Genomic DNA, 16844 nt, shown 5'->3' on the forward strand with positions numbered 1-16844 from the left:
AGGGCCGGACGATGTCCGGCCCTTCTGGAAGATTTCGGATCAGGGCGGCAACCCGAATGCCGCCCTGACCCGCCCCCGATTGAGAACCCGCTTACCCTAGTTGATTCTCAAACGGTGGTGCGACTCGAAGAGTTACACCTAGCAAGAACAATGATGCCCGTCGTCGCACCGAGTGCAAAGTCGACATTTAGGGGGACAACCAGGGGACGATAACCTCGTCTACCCCTGTTCGGGTGGCCGGAACGGTGCCGGTGTGCCGGGTTGTAGACCTGGAGCCGCACGATCGCGCGGGGGACAACGGCGCCGAGGAGGCGCGGGTCGGGTCGATCAGCCCGAGAACGAGCGCCAGTGGCCCGGTCCGACGGTCAACGGCCCTCGGGGGCGACGTCTCGAGCGCGTCCACGCCGATTCGGGCTGCGGCACGAGGAGGGTGGCCTGCTCCGCGGCCGCCGCGGCCTCGCCGGCCGCCAGGACGGCCGTGATGGCCGCGAGCTCGTCGTCGGTGGGACGCCCCGAGACGACGGTCAGCATGACGGGCAGGGCGGGCGCGGGATCGGCGAGGACCTCGCGCGGGTCTCCGTCGACCGGGAGCGCGGCGTGCCGTCCGCTCACAGGGGGATGTTCCCGTGCTTCTTCGCGGGCTGTGCGGCCCGCTTCGTGCGGAGGGCCCGCAGGGCCTTGATGACGGCGACGCGGGTGGCGGACGGCTCGATGACCCCGTCGAGCTCGCCGCGCTCGGCTGCGAGGAACGGACTCGCGACGTTGTAGGTGTACTCCTTCGCCAGGCGGCTGCGCACGGCCGCGACGTCCTCGCCCGCGGCCTCCGCGGCCTTGATCTCGTTGCGGTAGAGGATGTTCACGGCGCCCTGGCCGCCCATCACGGCGATCTCGGCCGTCGGCCAGGCGAGGTTGATGTCGGCGCCGAGCTGCTTCGAACCCATCACGATGTAGGCCCCGCCGTACGCCTTGCGGGTGATCACGGTCACCAGGGGCACCGTCGCCTCGGCGTAGGCGTAGAGCAGCTTCGCCCCGCGGCGGATCACGCCGGTCCACTCCTGATCGGTGCCCGGCAGGTAGCCGGGGACGTCGACCAGCGTGAGGATGGGGATGCCGAAGGCGTCGCAGAACCGCACGAAGCGGCTGGCCTTCTCGCCGGCCTCGATGTTGAGGGTGCCGGCCATCGCCGAGGGCTGGTTCGCGATGATGCCGACCGAGCGACCCTCGACGCGGCCGAAGCCGATCACGATGTTCGGCGCGAACAGCGGCTGGACCTCGAGGAACTCGCCGTCGTCGACGACGTGCTCGATGACGGTCATCACGTCGTAGGGCTGGTTCGGGCTGTCGGGGATGATCGTGTCGAGCGCACGGTCGTGGTCGGTGGTCTCGAGTTCGACGGCCCGGTCGAAGACCTGCGGTTCGGACAGGTTGTTGTCGGGCAGGTACGACAGCAGCGAGCGCGCGTAGTCGAGCGCGTCGTCCTCGTCGCTGGCGAGGTAGTGCGACACCCCGCTGATCTTGTTGTGCGTCAGCGCGCCGCCGAGCTCCTCGAAGCCGACGTCCTCTCCGGTGACCGTCTTGATGACGTCGGGGCCGGTGACGAACATGTGGCTCGTCTTGTCGACCATGATGACGAAGTCGGTCAACGCGGGGGAGTACACCGCGCCTCCGGCGGCCGGGCCCATGATCAGCGAGATCTGCGGGATGACACCCGACGCGGCCGTGTTCAGACGGAAGATCTCGCCGTACTTGCCGAGGGCGACGACCCCCTCCTGGATGCGGGCGCCGCCCGAGTCGAGGATGCCGAGGATCGGGACGCCGGTCTTCAGAGCGAGCTCCATCACCTTGATGATCTTCTCGCCGGCGACCTCGCCGAGGGACCCGCCGAAGATGGTGAAGTCCTGACTGTAGACGGCCACCTGACGACCGTGGATCGTGCCGGTGCCGGTCACCACGGCGTCACCGTAGGGGCGCTTCGCCTCCATGCCGAAGGCGTGCGTGCGGTGGCGGACGAACTCGTCGAGCTCGACGAACGAGCCGGGGTCGAGCAGCTGGTCGATGCGCTCGCGAGCGGTCTTCTTGCCCTTGGCGTGCTGCTTGGCGACGGCCGCCTCGCCGCTGGCCGTCACGGCCTCGTGGTACCTCGCCCGGAGGTCGGCCAGCTTGCCCGCGGTGGTGTGCAGGTCGGGCTCGGTGCCGGCGGTGGTCTCGGGGGAGGGCGTCGTGTCGGAGGTCACCCGCCTCACTCTACTGACCACGTCGTCCGACACCGTTGGAGGTTTCCACGCGTGGGGAGCATCGTCCGTGGTGGGTTCCGTGAACACCCGGCGCCGTCCGGCCTAGGCTGACGCGATGACCTTCCCACTCAGCTCGGCACGGAGCTCGTTCTTCGAGCACGTCGGGACGACGGGTTCCACCAACGCCGACCTGGTCGCCCGAACGGACTCCCGTCACGGCGGCGTGGTGGCCACCCTGCGTCAGACCGCGGGCCGTGGGCGACTCGACCGCTCGTGGTCGGCACCGCCCGACGAGACCCTCGCGGCGAGCGTGCTGCTCGACGCGAGGGGGCTCGACGGGTCGTCCCTCGGCTGGCCGCCGTTGCTGGCCGGGGTGGCGATGCGCGCCTCCCTCGCCTCCCTGGTGGCGCCCGGTCGGGGCGAGGTCGGTCTCAAGTGGCCCAACGACGTGCAGGTGGACGGCCGGAAGATCTGCGGTGTGCTGGCCGAGGCCCGACCGGACGGCGCAGTCGTGATCGGCGTGGGCGTCAACCTCACCGTGCCGGCGGAACGCCTGCCGACTCCGACCTCCACGTCTCTGTCGCTGCACGGGGTCGACGGCGCCGCCTCCGACCTCGCCGATCGGGTGCTGGCCGCGTTCCTCGACGAGACCCTCGGTCTCTTCGGCACCCTCGTCGAGCACGGGGGCGACGCGATGGCGTCCGGACTCCACGCCCGCGTCTCGACGGACTGCTCGACCCTGCGGCGCGACGTCCGCGTCGAGCTGCCCGACGGGACGGATCTGCACGGCGTCGCCGTCGCGATCGACCCGACCGGACGCCTGGTGGTCCGACCCCGCACAGGGGCCGATGCGGCGGTGTCCAGCGGCGACGTCACCCACCTGCGCTATGAATGACCCCATGAGCACCGCCGACCAGCAGGCCCCCGAGGCCGTCGTCGCGCGCCTCCGGCCGCATTCCCGCGTCATGTTCTGGCCGTCGGTCGCGCTCGTCGCGGTGTGCGCCGCGACGGGGTACCTCGGCGGGCGCTTCGACGCCGACTGGCAGAACACGCTGGTCTTCGCCGCCGCCGGGGTGCTCATCGTGCTGGTCTGGCTCGTCCCCCTGCTGGTGTGGCTCGGTCGGCACTACGTCATCACGACGCGTCGGATCATCCTGCGGCGGGGACTGCTCGTCCGGACCCGCCAGGAGCTCCTCCACAGCCGCGGCTACGATTTGACGGTCAGGAAGAACGGCGTGCAGAGTCTGTTCCGCAGCGGCGACGTCCTGATCAACAGCGGTCTCGATCGGCCCGTCGTCCTGTGGGACGTGCCGGGGGCCGACCTCGTGCAGTCCACTCTTCACGACATGATGGAATCGAACACGAACTTCGTCGCGCAGCGGCGGCAGCACGACCAATCGGCCCCGGTGGACGGGGCGCCCCTCTGGAACGGCGACTAGACCCGTTCCGACCCTCGAACGACAAAAGGTGTCTCCATGCGTATTTCTGTGATCGGTTGCGGCTACCTCGGCGCCGTGCACGCGGCCTGCATGGCCGAGCTCGGGCACGAGGTCGTCGGCATCGACGTCGACGAGCGCAAGGTCGCCGAGCTGTCGGCGGGGCGCGCCCCCTTCTTCGAGCCGGGCCTCCCCGAGGTCCTCGGCCGGGCGCTCGACTCGGGTCGGCTCCGATTCTCGACGGATCTCGCCGACGCCGCTGGCGCCGAGGTCCATTTCGTCGCCGTCGGCACACCGCAGACGAAGGGCAGCCACGCGGCCGACCTGACCTATGTCAACGCGGCCGTCGAGGGGCTCCTCCCGCACTTGGCCGACGGCGACCTCGTCGTGGGCAAGTCGACCGTCCCGGTCGGTACGGCGAGTCGCCTCTCCGAGCTGGTGCGTGCCTCCTCAGGGGCCGATCTGGCCTGGAACCCCGAGTTCCTCCGCGAGGGCTTCGCCGTCAAAGACACCCTCACCCCCGATCGCTTCGTCTACGGCGTCGCACGAGGCGAGGCCGGCGAGCGGGCCGCCGCCCAGCTCGACGCCGTCTACGCGACCGCGCTCGCGGCCGAGACGCCGCGTCTGGTCACCGACTACGCCACGGCCGAGCTCGTCAAGGTCTCGGCCAACGCGTTCCTCGCCACGAAGATCTCGTTCATCAACGCCATGGCCGAGGTCGCCGAGGCGACCGGCGCCGACGTCACCCAGCTCGCCGACGCCATCGGCTACGACGCGCGCATCGGTCGCAAGTTCCTCAACGCCGGCATCGGCTTCGGCGGTGGCTGCCTCCCGAAGGACATCCGGGCGTTCCAGGCCCGAGCCGACGAGCTCGGTCTCGACTCGCTCGCCTTCCTGGCCGACATCGACGCCATCAACCTCCGTCGTCGCGATCGCGTCGTCGCGCTGGCCGGCGAGCTCGTCGGCGACCTCGCCGGTGCCCGCGTCGCGGTGCTGGGGCTGGCCTTCAAGCCGAACAGCGACGACGTCCGCGATTCGCCCGCGCTCGACGTGGCGCGCCGCCTCCGGGCGAGCGGCGCGATCGTCACCGCGTTCGATCCCGAGGCGAACGCCACGGCCGGTCGCGTGGCGCCCGAGCTCGAGTACGCGACGGACGTCGAGTCGGCGCTCCGCGACGCCGACGTCGTCCTCGTCCTCACCGAGTGGACCGAGTTCCGTGAGCTCGACCCGGCCGTCGTCGCCGGACTCGTGTCGCACCCTCGCGTCGTCGACGGCCGCAACACGCTCGACTCCGTGGCCTGGCGTGCGGCCGGCTTCGACTACAGGGGACTCGGCCGCCCCTGAGCCTCGATGCCGGTCCGCGCGGGGTGGAACACCCAGAGCTTGTAGAGCGTGAACCGGAAGACCGAGCCCAGGGCGAGGCCGACGACGTTGCTCGAGACGTTGTCGGCCGCTGCCGATCGGAATCCGAGCACGTAGTGGGACACCCCGAGGCAGGCCAGCCCGATCAGGAGACCTCCGAGCGCCACGCCGAAGAACTCGACGGCCTCGCGGAGGGCGCGGCTGCGACGCGTCGCGCGGAACGTCCAGTACCGGTTGCCCAGCCAGACGACGACGATGGCGATGACTCCCGAGGCGACCTTGGCGAGGAGCGGCCCGGCCGCGATGCGCTCCGGGTCGAAGACCGTCGCCCGGAAGACGTTGAACAGACCCAGATCGACGACGACCCCGAGGGCGCCGACGGTGCCGTAGCGGACGAGCTGCAGGGCGAGCCGGCGCATGCGCCTCCTCGGGGTATCGGCCAAGATGGGGAGGGCTCGACGAGCCCGGAAGATTCTACCGCGCCCCTCTCGGACCGGCCCCGCGCCGGGTCCGGGACGGACGCCCGCATCGAGGAGACACCATGGCCTACCGGATCGGCGTGATCGGAGGCGGGCAGCTGGCCCGCATGATGGTCCCCCCGGCCATCCATCTCGGACTCGACATCCGCGTCCTGGCCGAGACGGAGGGCAGCTCGGCGCGCCTCGCCGCGACGCAGGTGGGTGACTACCTCGAGGTCGAGACGGTCCTCGCCTTCGCCCGCGACGTCGATGCGGTGACCTTCGACCACGAGCACGTCCCGCAGGACGTCCTCCGGGCGCTCGTCGACGCCGGCGTCGCCGTCCACCCGTCGCCCGAGGCGCTGGCCGTCGCGCAGGACAAGATCGTCATGCGCCGTCGGCTCAGCGAGCTGGGTCTGCCCGTGCCCGACTGGGCGGCCGTGCGCGACGCCGAGGCGCTCGGCCGGTTCCTCGCGGAGCACGGCGGCAGCGCGGTCGTCAAGACTGCCCGCGGCGGCTACGACGGCAAGGGCGTGCGGGTCGTCCGCGAGGCCGACGGTGCTGACGACTGGTTCGCCGACCTGGCCGACGGAGAGGCACTGCTCGTGGAGGAGCTGGTCGACTTCCGCCGCGAGCTCGCTCAGTCGGTGGCCCGCCGCCCGAGCGGTCAGATCGTCGCCTGGCCCCTCGTCGAGAGCGTGCAGAGCGACGGCGTCTGCGCGGAGGTCATCGCGCCGGCGCCGAAGAGCGCGGGTCGTCTGGCGGAGGCCGCGGAGGCCATCGCGCGCACGGTTGCCGAGCGGCTCGGGGTGACGGGCGTGCTGGCCGTCGAGCTGTTCGAGACCGACGACGACCGCCTGCTGATCAACGAGCTGGCGATGCGCCCGCACAACACGGGGCACTGGACGATCGACGGATCGACGACGAGTCAGTTCGAGCAGCACCTCCGTGCCGTCCTCGACCTCCCTCTGGGCGACACGAGACCGCATGACGCCTGGAGCGTCATGGTGAACGTGCTCGGAGGGCCCGAGGCGGGCACCCTGGCCGAGCGGCTCCCCGCGCTCATGGCGGATCACCCGTCGGTCAAGGTGCACGACTACGGCAAGGACCCGCGCCCCGGTCGGAAGGTCGGGCACGTGACGGCGACCGGCGACGACCTCGACGAGGCGACCTACCGGGCGCGCGCCGGTGCGGCGTTCTTCGAGGGCTGACGCTATCCTCTAGCTCGTGTCCGACCCGAACCGCGCCTCCTTCGCCCCCTCCGTCGCGAACGATCCCGGCACGCCGCCGCGGGTCGCGATCGTCATGGGGTCCGACAGCGACTGGCCGACGATGCGGAGCGCGTCCGAGATCCTCTCCGAGTTCGGCATCGCGCACGAGGTCGAGGTCGTCTCGGCGCACCGCACGCCCGACAAGATGATCCGGTTCGGGCGCGAGGCCGCCGGGCGCGGTCTCGGCGTCATCATCGCGGGTGCAGGAGGCGCGGCGCACCTCCCGGGGATGCTCGCCTCGGTCACCACCCTGCCCGTCGTCGGCGTGCCCGTCGCCCTGGCGAAGCTCGACGGTCTCGACTCCCTGCTGTCGATCGTGCAGATGCCGGCCGGCATCCCGGTCGCGACGGTCTCCATCGGCGGGGCGGCCAACGCCGGCCTCCTCGCCGCGCGCATCCTCGGGGTCTCCGACCCGGGCCTCGCCGCCCGGCTGACGGACTACGCGACCAGCCTCGGCGAGCTCGTCGAGGAGAAGAACACGGCCCTGCAGCGGTCGCTGTGAGCACGGCTCTGCCGGTCCGCAACCCCGACCTCGGGTCGGAGCCGTTCATGACCCGGCGGGCCTGGGTGCTGGTCGTGCTGAACGTGCTCGTGCCAGGCTCCGCCCAGGTCCTGGCCGGCAACCGGCGACTGGGTCGGATCGGGCTCGCCTCGACCCTCGTCTTCTGGGCCGTGCTGGTCGTCGTGCTGCTCTCGGCGCTGTTCTTCCGCCGCCCCCTGATCGAGATGGCGACGAGCGTCGTGGCCCTGACCGTCGTGCAGGTCTACCTCGTCTACTTCGCGGTGCTGTGGGTCGTGCTGACCCTCGACACCCTCAGACTCCTCCGCATGGTCCGCACGAATCCGACGTCGCGCGGCTTCCTGGCGGGCGTGATGGCCCTGCTGCTCTTCGCCACCGTCGGCCCGGCCGCCTGGGGCGCCTATCTCTCGGGCGTGCAGCACGGGCTGCTCAACGACCTCTTCACCTCTCAGGCCCAGGCGGCCGACCCCGTCGACGGCCGGTACAACATCCTGCTGCTCGGCGGCGATGCGGGGGCCGACCGCACGGGGCTTCGTCCGGACAGCATCTCGGTCGCGAGCATCGACGCCGAGACCGGGGCGGCCACGCTCATCGGGATCCCCCGCAATCTGTACAACTCGCCCTTCTCCGAGGGATCGCCGCTGTGGGGCGTCTATCCCGACGGGTACTCCTGCGGTGACGACTGCCTGATCAGCTACCTCTACACCTACGGTGAAGAGCACCCCGAGCTCTATCCCGATGCCGAGCAGAACGGCTCGAACGCCGGGGTCGAGGCGATGCGCGACGCCGTGTCGGGCGTCACCGGTCTGACCCTGCAGTACTACGTGCTGATCGACATGGAGGGCTTCGCGCAGTTGATCGACGCTCTCGGCGGCATCGAGGTCGACAACACCGAGGGTCGTCTCCCGATCAACGGCGGCGTCGACGCGGCCGGTGAGCCCATCAACGTCGACGGGTGGATCGAACCCGGCCGTCAGACCCTCGACGGCTACCACGCCCTCTGGTACGCCCGAGCACGGCACGGATCGGACGACTACCACCGGATGGTCAGACAGCGTGAGGTGCAGCAGGCCCTGCTGACCCAGTTCCAGCCGACGACCGTCCTGGCCAAGTTCCAGGCGGTCGCGAGCGCGGGCGTGCAGACCGTCGACACCGACATCCCGCGGGGAGCGCTGAGCGCGTTCGTCGAGCTGGCGCTCAAGACGAAGGGGCAGGAGATCGGCGACCTCGAGATCGTGCCGCCGATCTACGACAACGTGTACCCCGACTACACGATCATCCGCGCCGACGTCGCCGCCGCGACCGCGTCCGCCGCGGGCTGATCGGCCTCGCGCTGCTCGCTCGCGGGCGGACGGGCCTCGCGGTGCTCGCTCGTGGCCTGACGGGCCTCCGCCCGTCCGGACTCGACCCCGTCGGCCGAACCCCGACGGATCGGGTCGACGGGTCTAGAGGTCGGCGTGCAGCTGCCAGACCTTGTCCGCCGAGTCCGACCAGCTGAAGGCGTGCGAGCGGTCGATGCCGACCACTCCCAGCCGCGTGCTGAGCTCGACGTCGTTGACGATCTGGTACATGGCCTGAGCGAGGCGCTCGGGGTAGTGCTCGGGGTCGTCTCGCGCCACGACGGCCGCGGCGTCGGCCGCGACCTCGACGAGGGCCGGAGTGTCCGAGATGATCGTCGGAGTGCCCAGGCTCAGGGCTTCGACCACCGGCAGGCCGAAGCCCTCGGCGAGGCTCGGGAAGACGAAGACCGTCGCGCGCTGCAGCAGCACGGCCAACTGCTGGTCGCTGACGAAGCCGAGCGACCGCACCCGGTCCTCCGGCAGGTTCTCGCGGGCGACGATGTCCGCGATGCTGACGTCGCCCCAACCGGCCGGCCCCACGATGAGGAGCGGGATGTCGGGGGCGTCAGGGTGTCCCATGGCCTGGATGAGGGGCTCGATGCCCTTCCGTGGTTCGAGCGTGCCGATGCTGAGGGCGTAGGCCTCGGGCAGACCCAGTTCGTCGGCGACGGCGTTCGCATCGGCGGGCACGGTGAGGTCCCGGCTGACGGCGCCGCCGATTACGCGGAGGCGATCGCCGAAGTCGAAGCGCTCGGAGAGCTCGTCGGCCACCGCATGGGTCGGGACGACGACGGCGTCGGCGAACCGGTGCGCGCGCCGGGCCATCGCCTTGTGCCAGCGGACACCGCGAGGGGTGAGCGTGTGCGGGTGGGTCCACGGGACCGTGTCGTGGATGGTCGCGACGGTCTGCGTCGCGGGCTCGAGCGCACGGTCGTGCCGGAACAGCGGTGCGAGCAGGCTCGTCGAATGCACCATGCCCCGCCCGGGGAGCCCGGCGAGTCCGGTCTGCCAGGCGAGCGAGAGCTCCCGCCGACCGAGCGGCGCCTTGGCCAGCCCGGAGAGACCGGGGATCAGATCGGTGAGCCGGTCGTACTCCGCCTGCGGGTGGGCCGCCACGACGCCTTCGACGTCGCACCCTCGCGGGGCGTTCGCGATGAGACTGCGCGTGAGCTCTACGGTGTAGCGGCCGATGCCGCCGGGAACGGGTGCGAGGACCTGGTCAACGACCACTCGGAGTGTCGTCATCGGACGAGAAGACCCCCTTTGCGGCGGCGTCGTGGAGTGCTTCGTCCCACGGACGCAGCGGAGCGAGGCCGGCAGCGGTCCACGCGTCGTGGCCGAGGACGCTGAACGCCGGGCGGGGGGCGGGGCGGACGAAGCTCGAGCTGTCGGTCGCCTTCACGCGGTCGGCATCCAGACCGGCGGTCTCGAAGACCGCACGGGCGAAGTCGAACCAGCTCGCGCGACCGCCGTTCGTGCCGTGGTAGACACCGGCCGGTGCGTCGGAGTCGACGAGTCGGACGATCTGCTCGGCGAGGTCGAGAGTCCAGGTCGGCTGACCGATCTGGTCGTCGACGACGCTCACCGTGTCGTGGGTGGATGCCAGACGGAGCATGGTCTTCGCGAAGTTCGGACCGTGCTGCCCGTAGAGCCAGGCCGTCCGGACGATGTAGGTGCCGTCGGGGTTGGCCTCACGGGCCAGACGCTCGCCCTCGGCCTTGGTGCGGCCGTAGGCACTGACCGGAGCCAGGGGAGTGGACTCCGCGTAGGGCTCCGTGGCGGTGCCGTCGAAGACGTAGTCGGTCGAGACCTGGACGAGTCTCGCCCCCGAAGAGGCGGTGGCCTCGCCGAGCAGACCGGCTGCGGTCCCGTTGACGGCTCGGGCCGCCTCCTCGTCGGTCTCCGCCGCATCGACCGCCGTGTAGGCCGCGGCGTTGATCACGACGTCGTGCCCGGCCACCGCGGAGAAGACCGCGTCGCGGTCCGTGACGTCGAGGTCGGCGCGACCGAGCACGGTCACCTCGCGGCCGAAGAGAGCCTCGAGGAGGTCGGACCCGAGCATGCCGCGGGCGCCGGTGACGAGGTAACGGAGGTTCTGCGGAGTGCTCATCAGAGGGCCGCGCGCTCTTTCAGGGGCTCCCACCACTGACGGTTGTCGCGGTACCACTGCACGACCTCCGCGAGTCCGTCGGCGAACGGGACGCGAGGCTCGTAGCCGAGTTCGTCGCGGATCTTGGAGATGTCGACGGAGTACCGGAGGTCGTGGCCGAGGCGGTCCGCGACGCGGTCGACGTAGGACCAGTCCTTGCCGGTGGACTCGAGCAGCATCTCGGTCAGCTCGCGGTTGGTGAGCTCGGTGCCACCGCCGATGTTGTAGATCTCGCCCGCGCGGCCGTCGACGAGCACCATGGCGATCCCGCGCGTGTGGTCGTCGACGTGCAGCCAGTCGCGGATGTTGTTGCCCTCGCCGTAGAGGGGGACGTGCTTGTCGTCGATGAGGTTCGTGACGAAGAGGGGGATGACCTTCTCGGGGAAGTGGAACGGGCCGTAGTTGTTGCTGCAGCGCGTGATCGAGACGTTGAGGCCGTGGGTGCGGTGGTAGCTGCGGGCCAGGAGGTCGCTACCCGCCTTCGAGGCGGAGTACGGCGAATTGGGCTCGAGCGGGCGGTCTTCTGCCCACGACCCCTCGGCGATAGAGCCGTACACCTCGTCGGTCGAGACATGGACGAAGCGCTTCAGGTCGTTGCGCAGGGCGGCGTCGAGGAGCTGCTGGGTGCCCAGGACGTTCGTCTCGACGAAGATCGACGCGTCGCGGACGGAACGGTCGACGTGCGACTCCGCGGCGAAGTGGACGACGGCGTCCACCCCGGGGAAGAGCGTGTCGAGGAGTGCGCCGTCGCGGATGTCGCCCTTGACGAAGGAGTACCGGGGCGAGTCGGCCACGGAGGCGAGATTGGCCTCGTTGCCCGAGTAGGTGAGGGCGTCGAGGACGACGACCTCGGCGCCTTCGAGACCCGGGTAGGCGTCTTCGAGAGTGCGGCGGACGAAGTTGGAGCCGATGAAGCCGGCTCCGCCGGTGACGAGGATTTTCACACTGATTCCTTGGTGTTGAGGAGCGGACGTGTCGGTCGATGCTACCGGAGGCCGCTCGTGTCCCCCTTTCTGCCGATGCCCGATAGGGGGGTGGACGATCCACTCCCCGCATGAGAGGTTTGAGCAATGGTCTGCTCTCCAGACGACCCCACGCGGTCTGCTTCCTCTCTCGGGCGCCGACGGGTGCTGGCCTACGCCGCGGCCGCGACGACCCTTGGCACCGCGGCCGTGCTCGCCGGCGAGTCGGACCGCGCGGCGGCGGCGGTCAGCCTGGGCGAGACCTCCGGCTCGGTCGAGACCGTCGCGGACGCCCAGGCGCTCGCGGCGCTGTCGGCCTGGGGCGGGCACTCGAACGGCAAGATCCCCGCCGGTGCGCTGACCCGGGTCGTCTCCGATGTCGCCGGGTCGGGGTTCCTCCGCGACGACGCCGCCCGGCAGTACCTCAGGATGAGCCTCGCCTTCGCCCAGGCCATCGGCACATCCCTGCTCATCACCGAGGGATACCGCAGCTTCGCGCGTCAGACCGACTACTGGAACAAGTACCAGAACGGAACGGGCAACCTGGCGGCCTACCCCGGCACGTCGAACCACGGGTGGGGGATCGCCTGCGACTTCGGGGCGGGTGTTCAGACGGCCGGGTCCGCGGCGAAGCGGTGGATGGACGCCAACTCGATGTCGTACGGCTGGAAGCCCACGGGCAACGCCTTCTCCCAGCCCGAGCCGTGGCACTTCGACTACGTGGCTGCGTACCAGGCGACGACCGGCGGGGGCGCGATGAAACCGGCCGACGCGGGGATGATGATCCTCCGCGCCGTCGAGCCGCTCACCGAGGTCTCATCGATCTACACGGCCGTCGTCGGGGTCCGCAGCCTCCGGCACGTCCCCGTCGTCACCCGCATCAACGCCCTCCGGGTCGCCGGCGTCCCCTACTACGAGGTCACGCGGAAGGCCTTCTACGAGATCACGAACGGCCTGTCGATCCCTCGCAAGGCGATCCGGGTCGACGCCGACTACTGGCGACCCTGACGGCGTTCCCCTCCCCGGGAACAACCCCGCTCCGCACCGAATCCCCGAGCCCAGAAGGACCCCCACATGCTGCTCCTCCGTTGCACCGACTCGCTCTCCGGCGTGGGCAAGGGCTACACGTGCGTGGTCGACACCCGTTCGCTCCGGCACATCGCCTCCGCTTCTCAGATGAACAACCTCGTCGCCGTCGGCATCCCCGCCCGCAACCTCAACGCCGTGGCCTTCTACGAAGTGCTGAACGGCCTCGGGATCCCGCGGGCCGCGGTCAAGAAGAACGCCGACTGGACGCGCGGCTGAGTCGAGGGCTCGTCCTCCCCGCCTCGGCGGAGGCCCTTGCTAGGCTCGCCGGGTGCAGATTCGCGAACTGAAGATCCCAGACAGCTACGAGATCACACCGAAGCAGTTCGGTGACGACCGGGGAGTCTTCCTCGAGTGGTACCGGTTCGACCGGTTGTCCGAAGCCGTCGGGCACTCCATCGACCTCCGGCAGGCCAACACCTCGGTCTCGAAGCGGGGTGTGGTCCGCGGTATCCACTTCGCCGACGTGCCGGTCGGTCAGGCCAAGTACGTCACGGCGACCCACGGCGCCGTCCTCGACTTCGTCATCGACATCCGGGTCGGATCGCCGACCTTCGGCGAATGGGACTCCGTCCTCCTCGACGGCGTGGACCGCCGGGCCATCTACCTGGCCGAGGGCCTCGGACACGCCTTCGTCGCTCTGACGGACGACGCGACGGTCAGCTATCTGGTGACCGACACCTTCAACGCCGCCCGCGAGCACGGCATCAACCCGCTGGACGAGCGCATCGGTCTGGTCTTCCCCGACGAGGCGGGCGAACCCCTCCTGTCGCCGAAGGACACCGACGCTCCTCGTCTCGACGAGGCCGCCGCGCAGGGTCTGCTCCCCACCTACGACGCCATGCGCGATTTCTACGCCACCCTCGATTCGAAGGAGAACCGGTCATGAAGGGCATCATCCTCGCCGGCGGGTCCGGCACCCGCCTCTGGCCCATCACCAAGGGCATCTCGAAGCAGCTCATGCCCATCTACGACAAGCCGATGGTCTACTACCCTCTGTCGACGCTGATGATGGCGGGCATCAACGAGGTGCTCGTGATCACGACCCCCGAGTACAACGATCAGTTCCGTGCGCTCCTCGGAGACGGTTCGCACCTCGGCATGCGCATCGAGTACGCCGTGCAGCCGTCGCCCGACGGTCTCGCCCAGGCGTTCATCATCGGTGAGGAGTTCATCGGCGACGACAGCGTCGCCCTGGTCCTCGGCGACAACATCTTCCACGGGGTGGGTCTCGGCTCGAGCCTCTCGAAGAACGCCGCGGTCGACGGAGCCACCATCTTCGCTTACCACGTGGCCGATCCGACCGCATACGGAGTCGTCGCCTTCGACGACTCGTTCCGTGCGACGTCCATCGAGGAGAAGCCCGCCGCACCGAAGAGCAACTACGCCGTCCCCGGTCTGTACTTCTACGACAACAGCGTCGTCGCCATCGCGAAGACCATCGAGCCCAGCGCTCGCGGTGAGCTCGAGATCAGCACGGTCAACGAGCGCTACCTCCGTGAGGGGCGCCTCCAGGTGCAGGTCCTCGATCGCGGCACGGCCTGGCTCGACACCGGCACCTTCGGCTCGATGATGCAGGCCTCCGAGTACGTCCGGGTCATCGAAGACCGTCAGGGGCACAAGATCGGCTGCATCGAGGAGATCGCCTGGCGGAACGGCTGGATCTCAGACGACGACCTCCGCGAGCTCGCATCGCCCTTGGCCAAGAGCGGCTACGGGGTCTACCTGAGCAACCTGCTGGGCTGAGCACCGCCGTGGGGTCGATCGTGCGACCGAAGGTCGCTCTGGTCGTCCACGGCGCGGACGGCAGGCACCCCGGGTCGGCGTTCGTTCGTGTGGTCCTGCGGGCACGCTGGGCCGGACGTCTCGGCCTGGCGGACTTCACCTTCGTCAGCCCTGAGGCGCTGGCGGCGGGGCAGCACCTCGACGGGGTCGACGCCGTGATCGTCCAGCGCGACGCCCTGCTCGACGGGGTGCTCGCCACCGCCGCGGCCGGCGAGATCTCCCGGCGCGGGATCCGGCTGGTGCACGACGTCGACGACGACTTCTGGTCGGAGGAGTCCCGAGCGCGCCTCCTCGGTCAGGACTACTCGCCAGCGCGACTGGCGGCCTTCGACGTCGCGTCGACGGCGGCCGACATCACGCTGGTGAGCACGGCGGTGCTCGCCACGAGGCGGCCGGTCTCCACAGGAGCCGTCGTCGTCGTCCAGAACGCACTCGACCCCGAGCTCTGGTTCGGCGGGGTGCCGGCCGACCCGGGCGGGCGTCCCCAGGGCGAGTCGGCGGTGATGGCCCTCGACCGGGACGACGTGCGGGGATCGTGGTACCTGTACTCGGGCAGTCACACGCACGGCGACGATCTCGAGCTCCTCCGTCGCGTACCGTCGGCGCAGCGCCGTCTCGAGGTCGTGGGCGTCACCCCGCAGAGCGCCTCGTGGTACTCGCTCTCGCATCTCGCATCGACCCCGATGCCGTATCCCGAGTACGTGCGTCTTCTCCGTGCGTCCTCTGCACGATGGAGCGTGGGCCTGGCCCCGCTCGTCTCGAACGGTTTCAACCGTGGGAAGAGCGACCTGAAGTTCCTCGAGTACTCGGCGCTCGGCATCCCCACCATCGCATCGCAGGGCACCGCGTACGACGAGGCGGGCCCGCACGGAGCGGTCCTGGTCGGCAACGACCCCGACGAGTGGCGCGAGGCCGCCGATGCTCTGTCCGACGACCCGCACGGACGCCGACGTCACGCCCGTCAGGCCCGCAGCCACGTCGAGGAGGAGCGGGTCTTCAGGGTCGACGACGGATGGTGGGAGGCGGTCGGCGGCCTGGGCGGTCGACCGTCCTCGTGAGGCGGCTCGGTCTCGGACCGCCGCTCACGCCTGGACGGGGCGTCCCGTCCTGGGTCGCGCCGAGCGGTTCCGTCGGCGTCGAGGGCTGGTCTTCAGCGACAGGAAGGCGCCCGACGGGCGGACCGTCACACGAGCCGCCTGCTCGCTGTTGTCCGCGCCGAGGGTCAACGGGAGGTCCAGGACACCGGGGACGTCGAGCCGGGCGAAGACGTCGTAGCTGCCGGGACGGGTGATGACGGCCCGGGGCACGGGGACGCCGTCGGCCTGCCCGGGTGACGACTGCACCACGTTCTCCACCAGCGTGCTGCGGTTGAGGAAGACCGTCGAGACGGCCGGGGTCGATTCGTACGCGGCCTCCGGAACGATGAGGAACTTGCCCCGTCGTTCTTGCACCAGCGAGAAACGACCGGTCTCGCCGAGGCGCACCACCGCCCGGGCCGCCTCGACCGAGTGCGCCAGTGCCGCGGTCAGCGAGCCCGCCCAGGGCCAGAAGTCGGCGTGCAGCACGTACGGACGCAGACGGTCCGCGAAGCGACCCGTGATGGCGGCAAGCTCGGCGAACTCCGCGTCGTCCGCCGAATCGACGACGGCGATCAGGTGACGCAGCAGGTGCGCCTCGTAGATGGTCGTGACGAGTCGTTCGGGGGCCGAGCTGCGGACGATCTGCTGTGCCAGGTCGAAGCCTCGCTGGAGGTCGTCCGCCCCGATCCGCCGGCCCTTGAGGTAGGTGCCCCCGGGCACGTCGGGGAGCATCGACGCGAGGTCGGATCGATCGGCCGACAGGAGCTGGTAGATGCGTCGCTGCTTCGGCTCGAGGCCGGCGACGACCTCGGGACGCGCGCCCAGTACGGCGGCGAGCGGGCCGGCGAGCGTCTCGCCCGATGTCGCGCTGCGGGTCAGGGTCCCCTCGGTGAGCGCGCGCATGGTGGGTGCCCACCAGGTGTGGCGGAGGAGGCGATCCAGTTCGGGCTTGGGGACGTCGCCCGCCCGGCCTGCGACCTCGGCGATCTCGGCCGCCAGCTCGACGACGTCCTGCTCGTCGGTGCCGAGTCCGGTGGCGGTGCCGGCTTCGGCTGCTGGGCGGTGAGTGTTCTCGGGTTGCACCTTGTCCTGCCTTCCATCCGCCACGACGGCGACGACGACGATCTTACGGCAAGGGTGCAGGCCGACCTCGGGGGATGCC

18 protein-coding genes are annotated in these 16844 nt (G+C 70.3%); 11 read left to right on the forward strand and 7 right to left on the reverse strand.

What is annotated here, in order from left to right:
* Nucleotides 1–327: 327 nt before the first annotated feature.
* Both SOM13_RS04615 and SOM13_RS04620 read right to left on the reverse strand, forming a co-directional pair.
* Nucleotides 328–612, reverse strand: a complete 285-nt coding sequence (locus tag SOM13_RS04615; RefSeq protein WP_243213606.1) for an acyl-CoA carboxylase subunit epsilon — start codon at nucleotides 610–612, stop codon at nucleotides 328–330.
* Nucleotides 609–2234, reverse strand: coding sequence for an acyl-CoA carboxylase subunit beta (locus SOM13_RS04620; protein ID WP_192058550.1), 1626 nt, complete (start codon nucleotides 2232–2234; stop codon nucleotides 609–611). The genes SOM13_RS04615 and SOM13_RS04620 overlap by 4 nt, the downstream gene beginning before the upstream one ends.
* 115 nt (nucleotides 2235–2349) lie before the next feature.
* On the opposite strand from SOM13_RS04620, the gene SOM13_RS04625 reads away from it, so the two are divergent.
* Genes SOM13_RS04625 through SOM13_RS04635 form a run of 3 tightly spaced genes read left to right on the forward strand, consistent with a single transcriptional unit; the run spans nucleotide 2350 to nucleotide 5014 of the window.
* A complete protein-coding gene (locus SOM13_RS04625; RefSeq protein WP_320478996.1) occupies nucleotides 2350–3129 on the forward strand; it encodes a biotin--[acetyl-CoA-carboxylase] ligase in 780 nt (259 codons plus the stop codon).
* A 4-nt stretch (nucleotides 3130–3133) separates the two neighbouring features.
* Nucleotides 3134–3673, forward strand: coding sequence for a PH domain-containing protein (locus tag SOM13_RS04630; protein WP_192058545.1), 540 nt, complete (start codon nucleotides 3134–3136; stop codon nucleotides 3671–3673).
* Between the two features lie 36 nt (nucleotides 3674–3709).
* On the forward strand, nucleotides 3710–5014 hold the full coding sequence (locus SOM13_RS04635) for a UDP-glucose/GDP-mannose dehydrogenase family protein (RefSeq protein WP_320478997.1): 1305 nt from the start codon (nucleotides 3710–3712) through the stop codon (nucleotides 5012–5014).
* Here SOM13_RS04635 and SOM13_RS04640 read toward each other — a convergent pair.
* A complete protein-coding gene (locus tag SOM13_RS04640) occupies nucleotides 4990–5451 on the reverse strand; it encodes a GtrA family protein (RefSeq protein ID WP_320478998.1) in 462 nt (153 codons plus the stop codon). The two genes, SOM13_RS04635 and SOM13_RS04640, sit on opposite strands and share 25 nt — an antisense overlap.
* A gap of 122 nt (nucleotides 5452–5573) precedes the next feature.
* Here SOM13_RS04640 and SOM13_RS04645 point away from each other — a divergent pair, with 122 nt between their 5' ends.
* The 3 genes from SOM13_RS04645 to SOM13_RS04655 are packed head-to-tail and all read left to right on the forward strand — an operon-like array spanning nucleotide 5574 to nucleotide 8603.
* Nucleotides 5574–6701 (forward strand): 5-(carboxyamino)imidazole ribonucleotide synthase, encoded by a 1128-nt coding sequence (locus tag SOM13_RS04645; protein WP_320478999.1) that lies wholly within the window; start codon nucleotides 5574–5576, stop codon nucleotides 6699–6701.
* Between the two features lie 16 nt (nucleotides 6702–6717).
* The gene (purE, locus tag SOM13_RS04650; protein ID WP_320476889.1) at nucleotides 6718–7263 is read left to right on the forward strand and encodes a 5-(carboxyamino)imidazole ribonucleotide mutase; all 546 of its coding nucleotides are present in this window, start codon (nucleotides 6718–6720) and stop codon (nucleotides 7261–7263) included.
* On the forward strand, nucleotides 7260–8603 hold the full coding sequence (locus SOM13_RS04655; RefSeq protein ID WP_243213601.1) for an LCP family protein: 1344 nt from the start codon (nucleotides 7260–7262) through the stop codon (nucleotides 8601–8603). The genes purE and SOM13_RS04655 overlap by 4 nt, the downstream gene beginning before the upstream one ends.
* A 123-nt stretch (nucleotides 8604–8726) precedes the next feature.
* Here SOM13_RS04655 and SOM13_RS04660 read toward each other — a convergent pair whose 3' ends face one another.
* The 3 genes from SOM13_RS04660 to rfbB are packed head-to-tail and all read right to left on the reverse strand — an operon-like array spanning nucleotide 8727 to nucleotide 11714.
* On the reverse strand, nucleotides 8727–9866 hold the full coding sequence (locus SOM13_RS04660) for a glycosyltransferase family 4 protein (protein WP_192058536.1): 1140 nt from the start codon (nucleotides 9864–9866) through the stop codon (nucleotides 8727–8729).
* Nucleotides 9841–10731: a dTDP-4-dehydrorhamnose reductase gene (rfbD, locus tag SOM13_RS04665; protein WP_243213598.1), complete on the reverse strand. Its 891-nt coding sequence runs from the start codon at nucleotides 10729–10731 to the stop codon at nucleotides 9841–9843. Before rfbD ends, SOM13_RS04660 begins: the two co-directional genes overlap by 26 nt.
* On the reverse strand, nucleotides 10731–11714 hold the full coding sequence (gene rfbB / locus SOM13_RS04670) for a dTDP-glucose 4,6-dehydratase (RefSeq protein ID WP_192058531.1): 984 nt from the start codon (nucleotides 11712–11714) through the stop codon (nucleotides 10731–10733). The genes rfbD and rfbB overlap by 1 nt, the downstream gene beginning before the upstream one ends.
* A 126-nt stretch (nucleotides 11715–11840) precedes the next feature.
* Here rfbB and SOM13_RS04675 point away from each other — a divergent pair, with 126 nt between their 5' ends.
* The 5 genes from SOM13_RS04675 (at nucleotide 11841) to SOM13_RS04695 (ending at nucleotide 15661) form a co-directional block, all read left to right on the forward strand.
* A complete protein-coding gene (locus SOM13_RS04675) occupies nucleotides 11841–12740 on the forward strand; it encodes a M15 family metallopeptidase (protein WP_243213593.1) in 900 nt (299 codons plus the stop codon).
* A 66-nt stretch (nucleotides 12741–12806) separates the two neighbouring features.
* Nucleotides 12807–13037, forward strand: coding sequence for a hypothetical protein (locus tag SOM13_RS04680; RefSeq protein WP_243213591.1), 231 nt, complete (start codon nucleotides 12807–12809; stop codon nucleotides 13035–13037).
* Between the two features lie 52 nt (nucleotides 13038–13089).
* The gene (locus tag SOM13_RS04685; RefSeq protein WP_320479000.1) at nucleotides 13090–13707 is read left to right on the forward strand and encodes a dTDP-4-dehydrorhamnose 3,5-epimerase; all 618 of its coding nucleotides are present in this window, start codon (nucleotides 13090–13092) and stop codon (nucleotides 13705–13707) included.
* Entirely contained in the window at nucleotides 13704–14564 is an 861-nt protein-coding gene (rfbA, locus tag SOM13_RS04690) for a glucose-1-phosphate thymidylyltransferase RfbA (protein WP_243213586.1), read from the forward strand. Before SOM13_RS04685 ends, rfbA begins: the two co-directional genes overlap by 4 nt.
* 20 nt (nucleotides 14565–14584) lie before the next feature.
* The gene (locus tag SOM13_RS04695) at nucleotides 14585–15661 is read left to right on the forward strand and encodes a glycosyltransferase family protein (RefSeq protein WP_320479001.1); all 1077 of its coding nucleotides are present in this window, start codon (nucleotides 14585–14587) and stop codon (nucleotides 15659–15661) included.
* Nucleotides 15662–15685: 24 nt separating this feature from the next.
* Here the strand turns inward: SOM13_RS04695 and SOM13_RS04700 are convergent, their stop codons facing one another.
* Complete coding sequence (locus SOM13_RS04700) at nucleotides 15686–16765, reverse strand: hypothetical protein (protein WP_320479002.1); 1080 nt, start codon at nucleotides 16763–16765, stop codon at nucleotides 15686–15688.
* Between the last annotated feature and the right edge of the window lie 79 nt (nucleotides 16766–16844).

The organism is Frigoribacterium sp. CFBP9030 (genome assembly GCF_034045195.1).
Lineage (GTDB): Bacteria > Actinomycetota > Actinomycetes > Actinomycetales > Microbacteriaceae > Frigoribacterium.

Excerpts from the sequence above, each read along its gene's own strand:
- SOM13_RS04625 (WP_320478996.1), top strand. The coding sequence starts at position 2,350 with ATGACCTTCCCACTCAGCTCGGCACGGAGCTCGTTCTTCGAGCACGTC.
- SOM13_RS04630 (WP_192058545.1), top strand. The coding sequence starts at position 3,134 with ATGAGCACCGCCGACCAGCAGGCCCCCGAGGCCGTCGTCGCGCGCCTC.
- SOM13_RS04635 (WP_320478997.1), top strand. The coding sequence starts at position 3,710 with ATGCGTATTTCTGTGATCGGTTGCGGCTACCTCGGCGCCGTGCACGCG.
- SOM13_RS04640 (WP_320478998.1), bottom strand. The coding sequence starts at position 5,451 with ATGCGCCGGCTCGCCCTGCAGCTCGTCCGCTACGGCACCGTCGGCGCC.
- SOM13_RS04645 (WP_320478999.1), top strand. The coding sequence starts at position 5,574 with ATGGCCTACCGGATCGGCGTGATCGGAGGCGGGCAGCTGGCCCGCATG.
- SOM13_RS04660 (WP_192058536.1), bottom strand. The coding sequence starts at position 9,866 with ATGACGACACTCCGAGTGGTCGTTGACCAGGTCCTCGCACCCGTTCCC.
- rfbD (WP_243213598.1), bottom strand. The coding sequence starts at position 10,731 with ATGAGCACTCCGCAGAACCTCCGTTACCTCGTCACCGGCGCCCGCGGC.
- SOM13_RS04675 (WP_243213593.1), top strand. The coding sequence starts at position 11,841 with ATGGTCTGCTCTCCAGACGACCCCACGCGGTCTGCTTCCTCTCTCGGG.
- SOM13_RS04680 (WP_243213591.1), top strand. The coding sequence starts at position 12,807 with ATGCTGCTCCTCCGTTGCACCGACTCGCTCTCCGGCGTGGGCAAGGGC.
- rfbA (WP_243213586.1), top strand. The coding sequence starts at position 13,704 with ATGAAGGGCATCATCCTCGCCGGCGGGTCCGGCACCCGCCTCTGGCCC.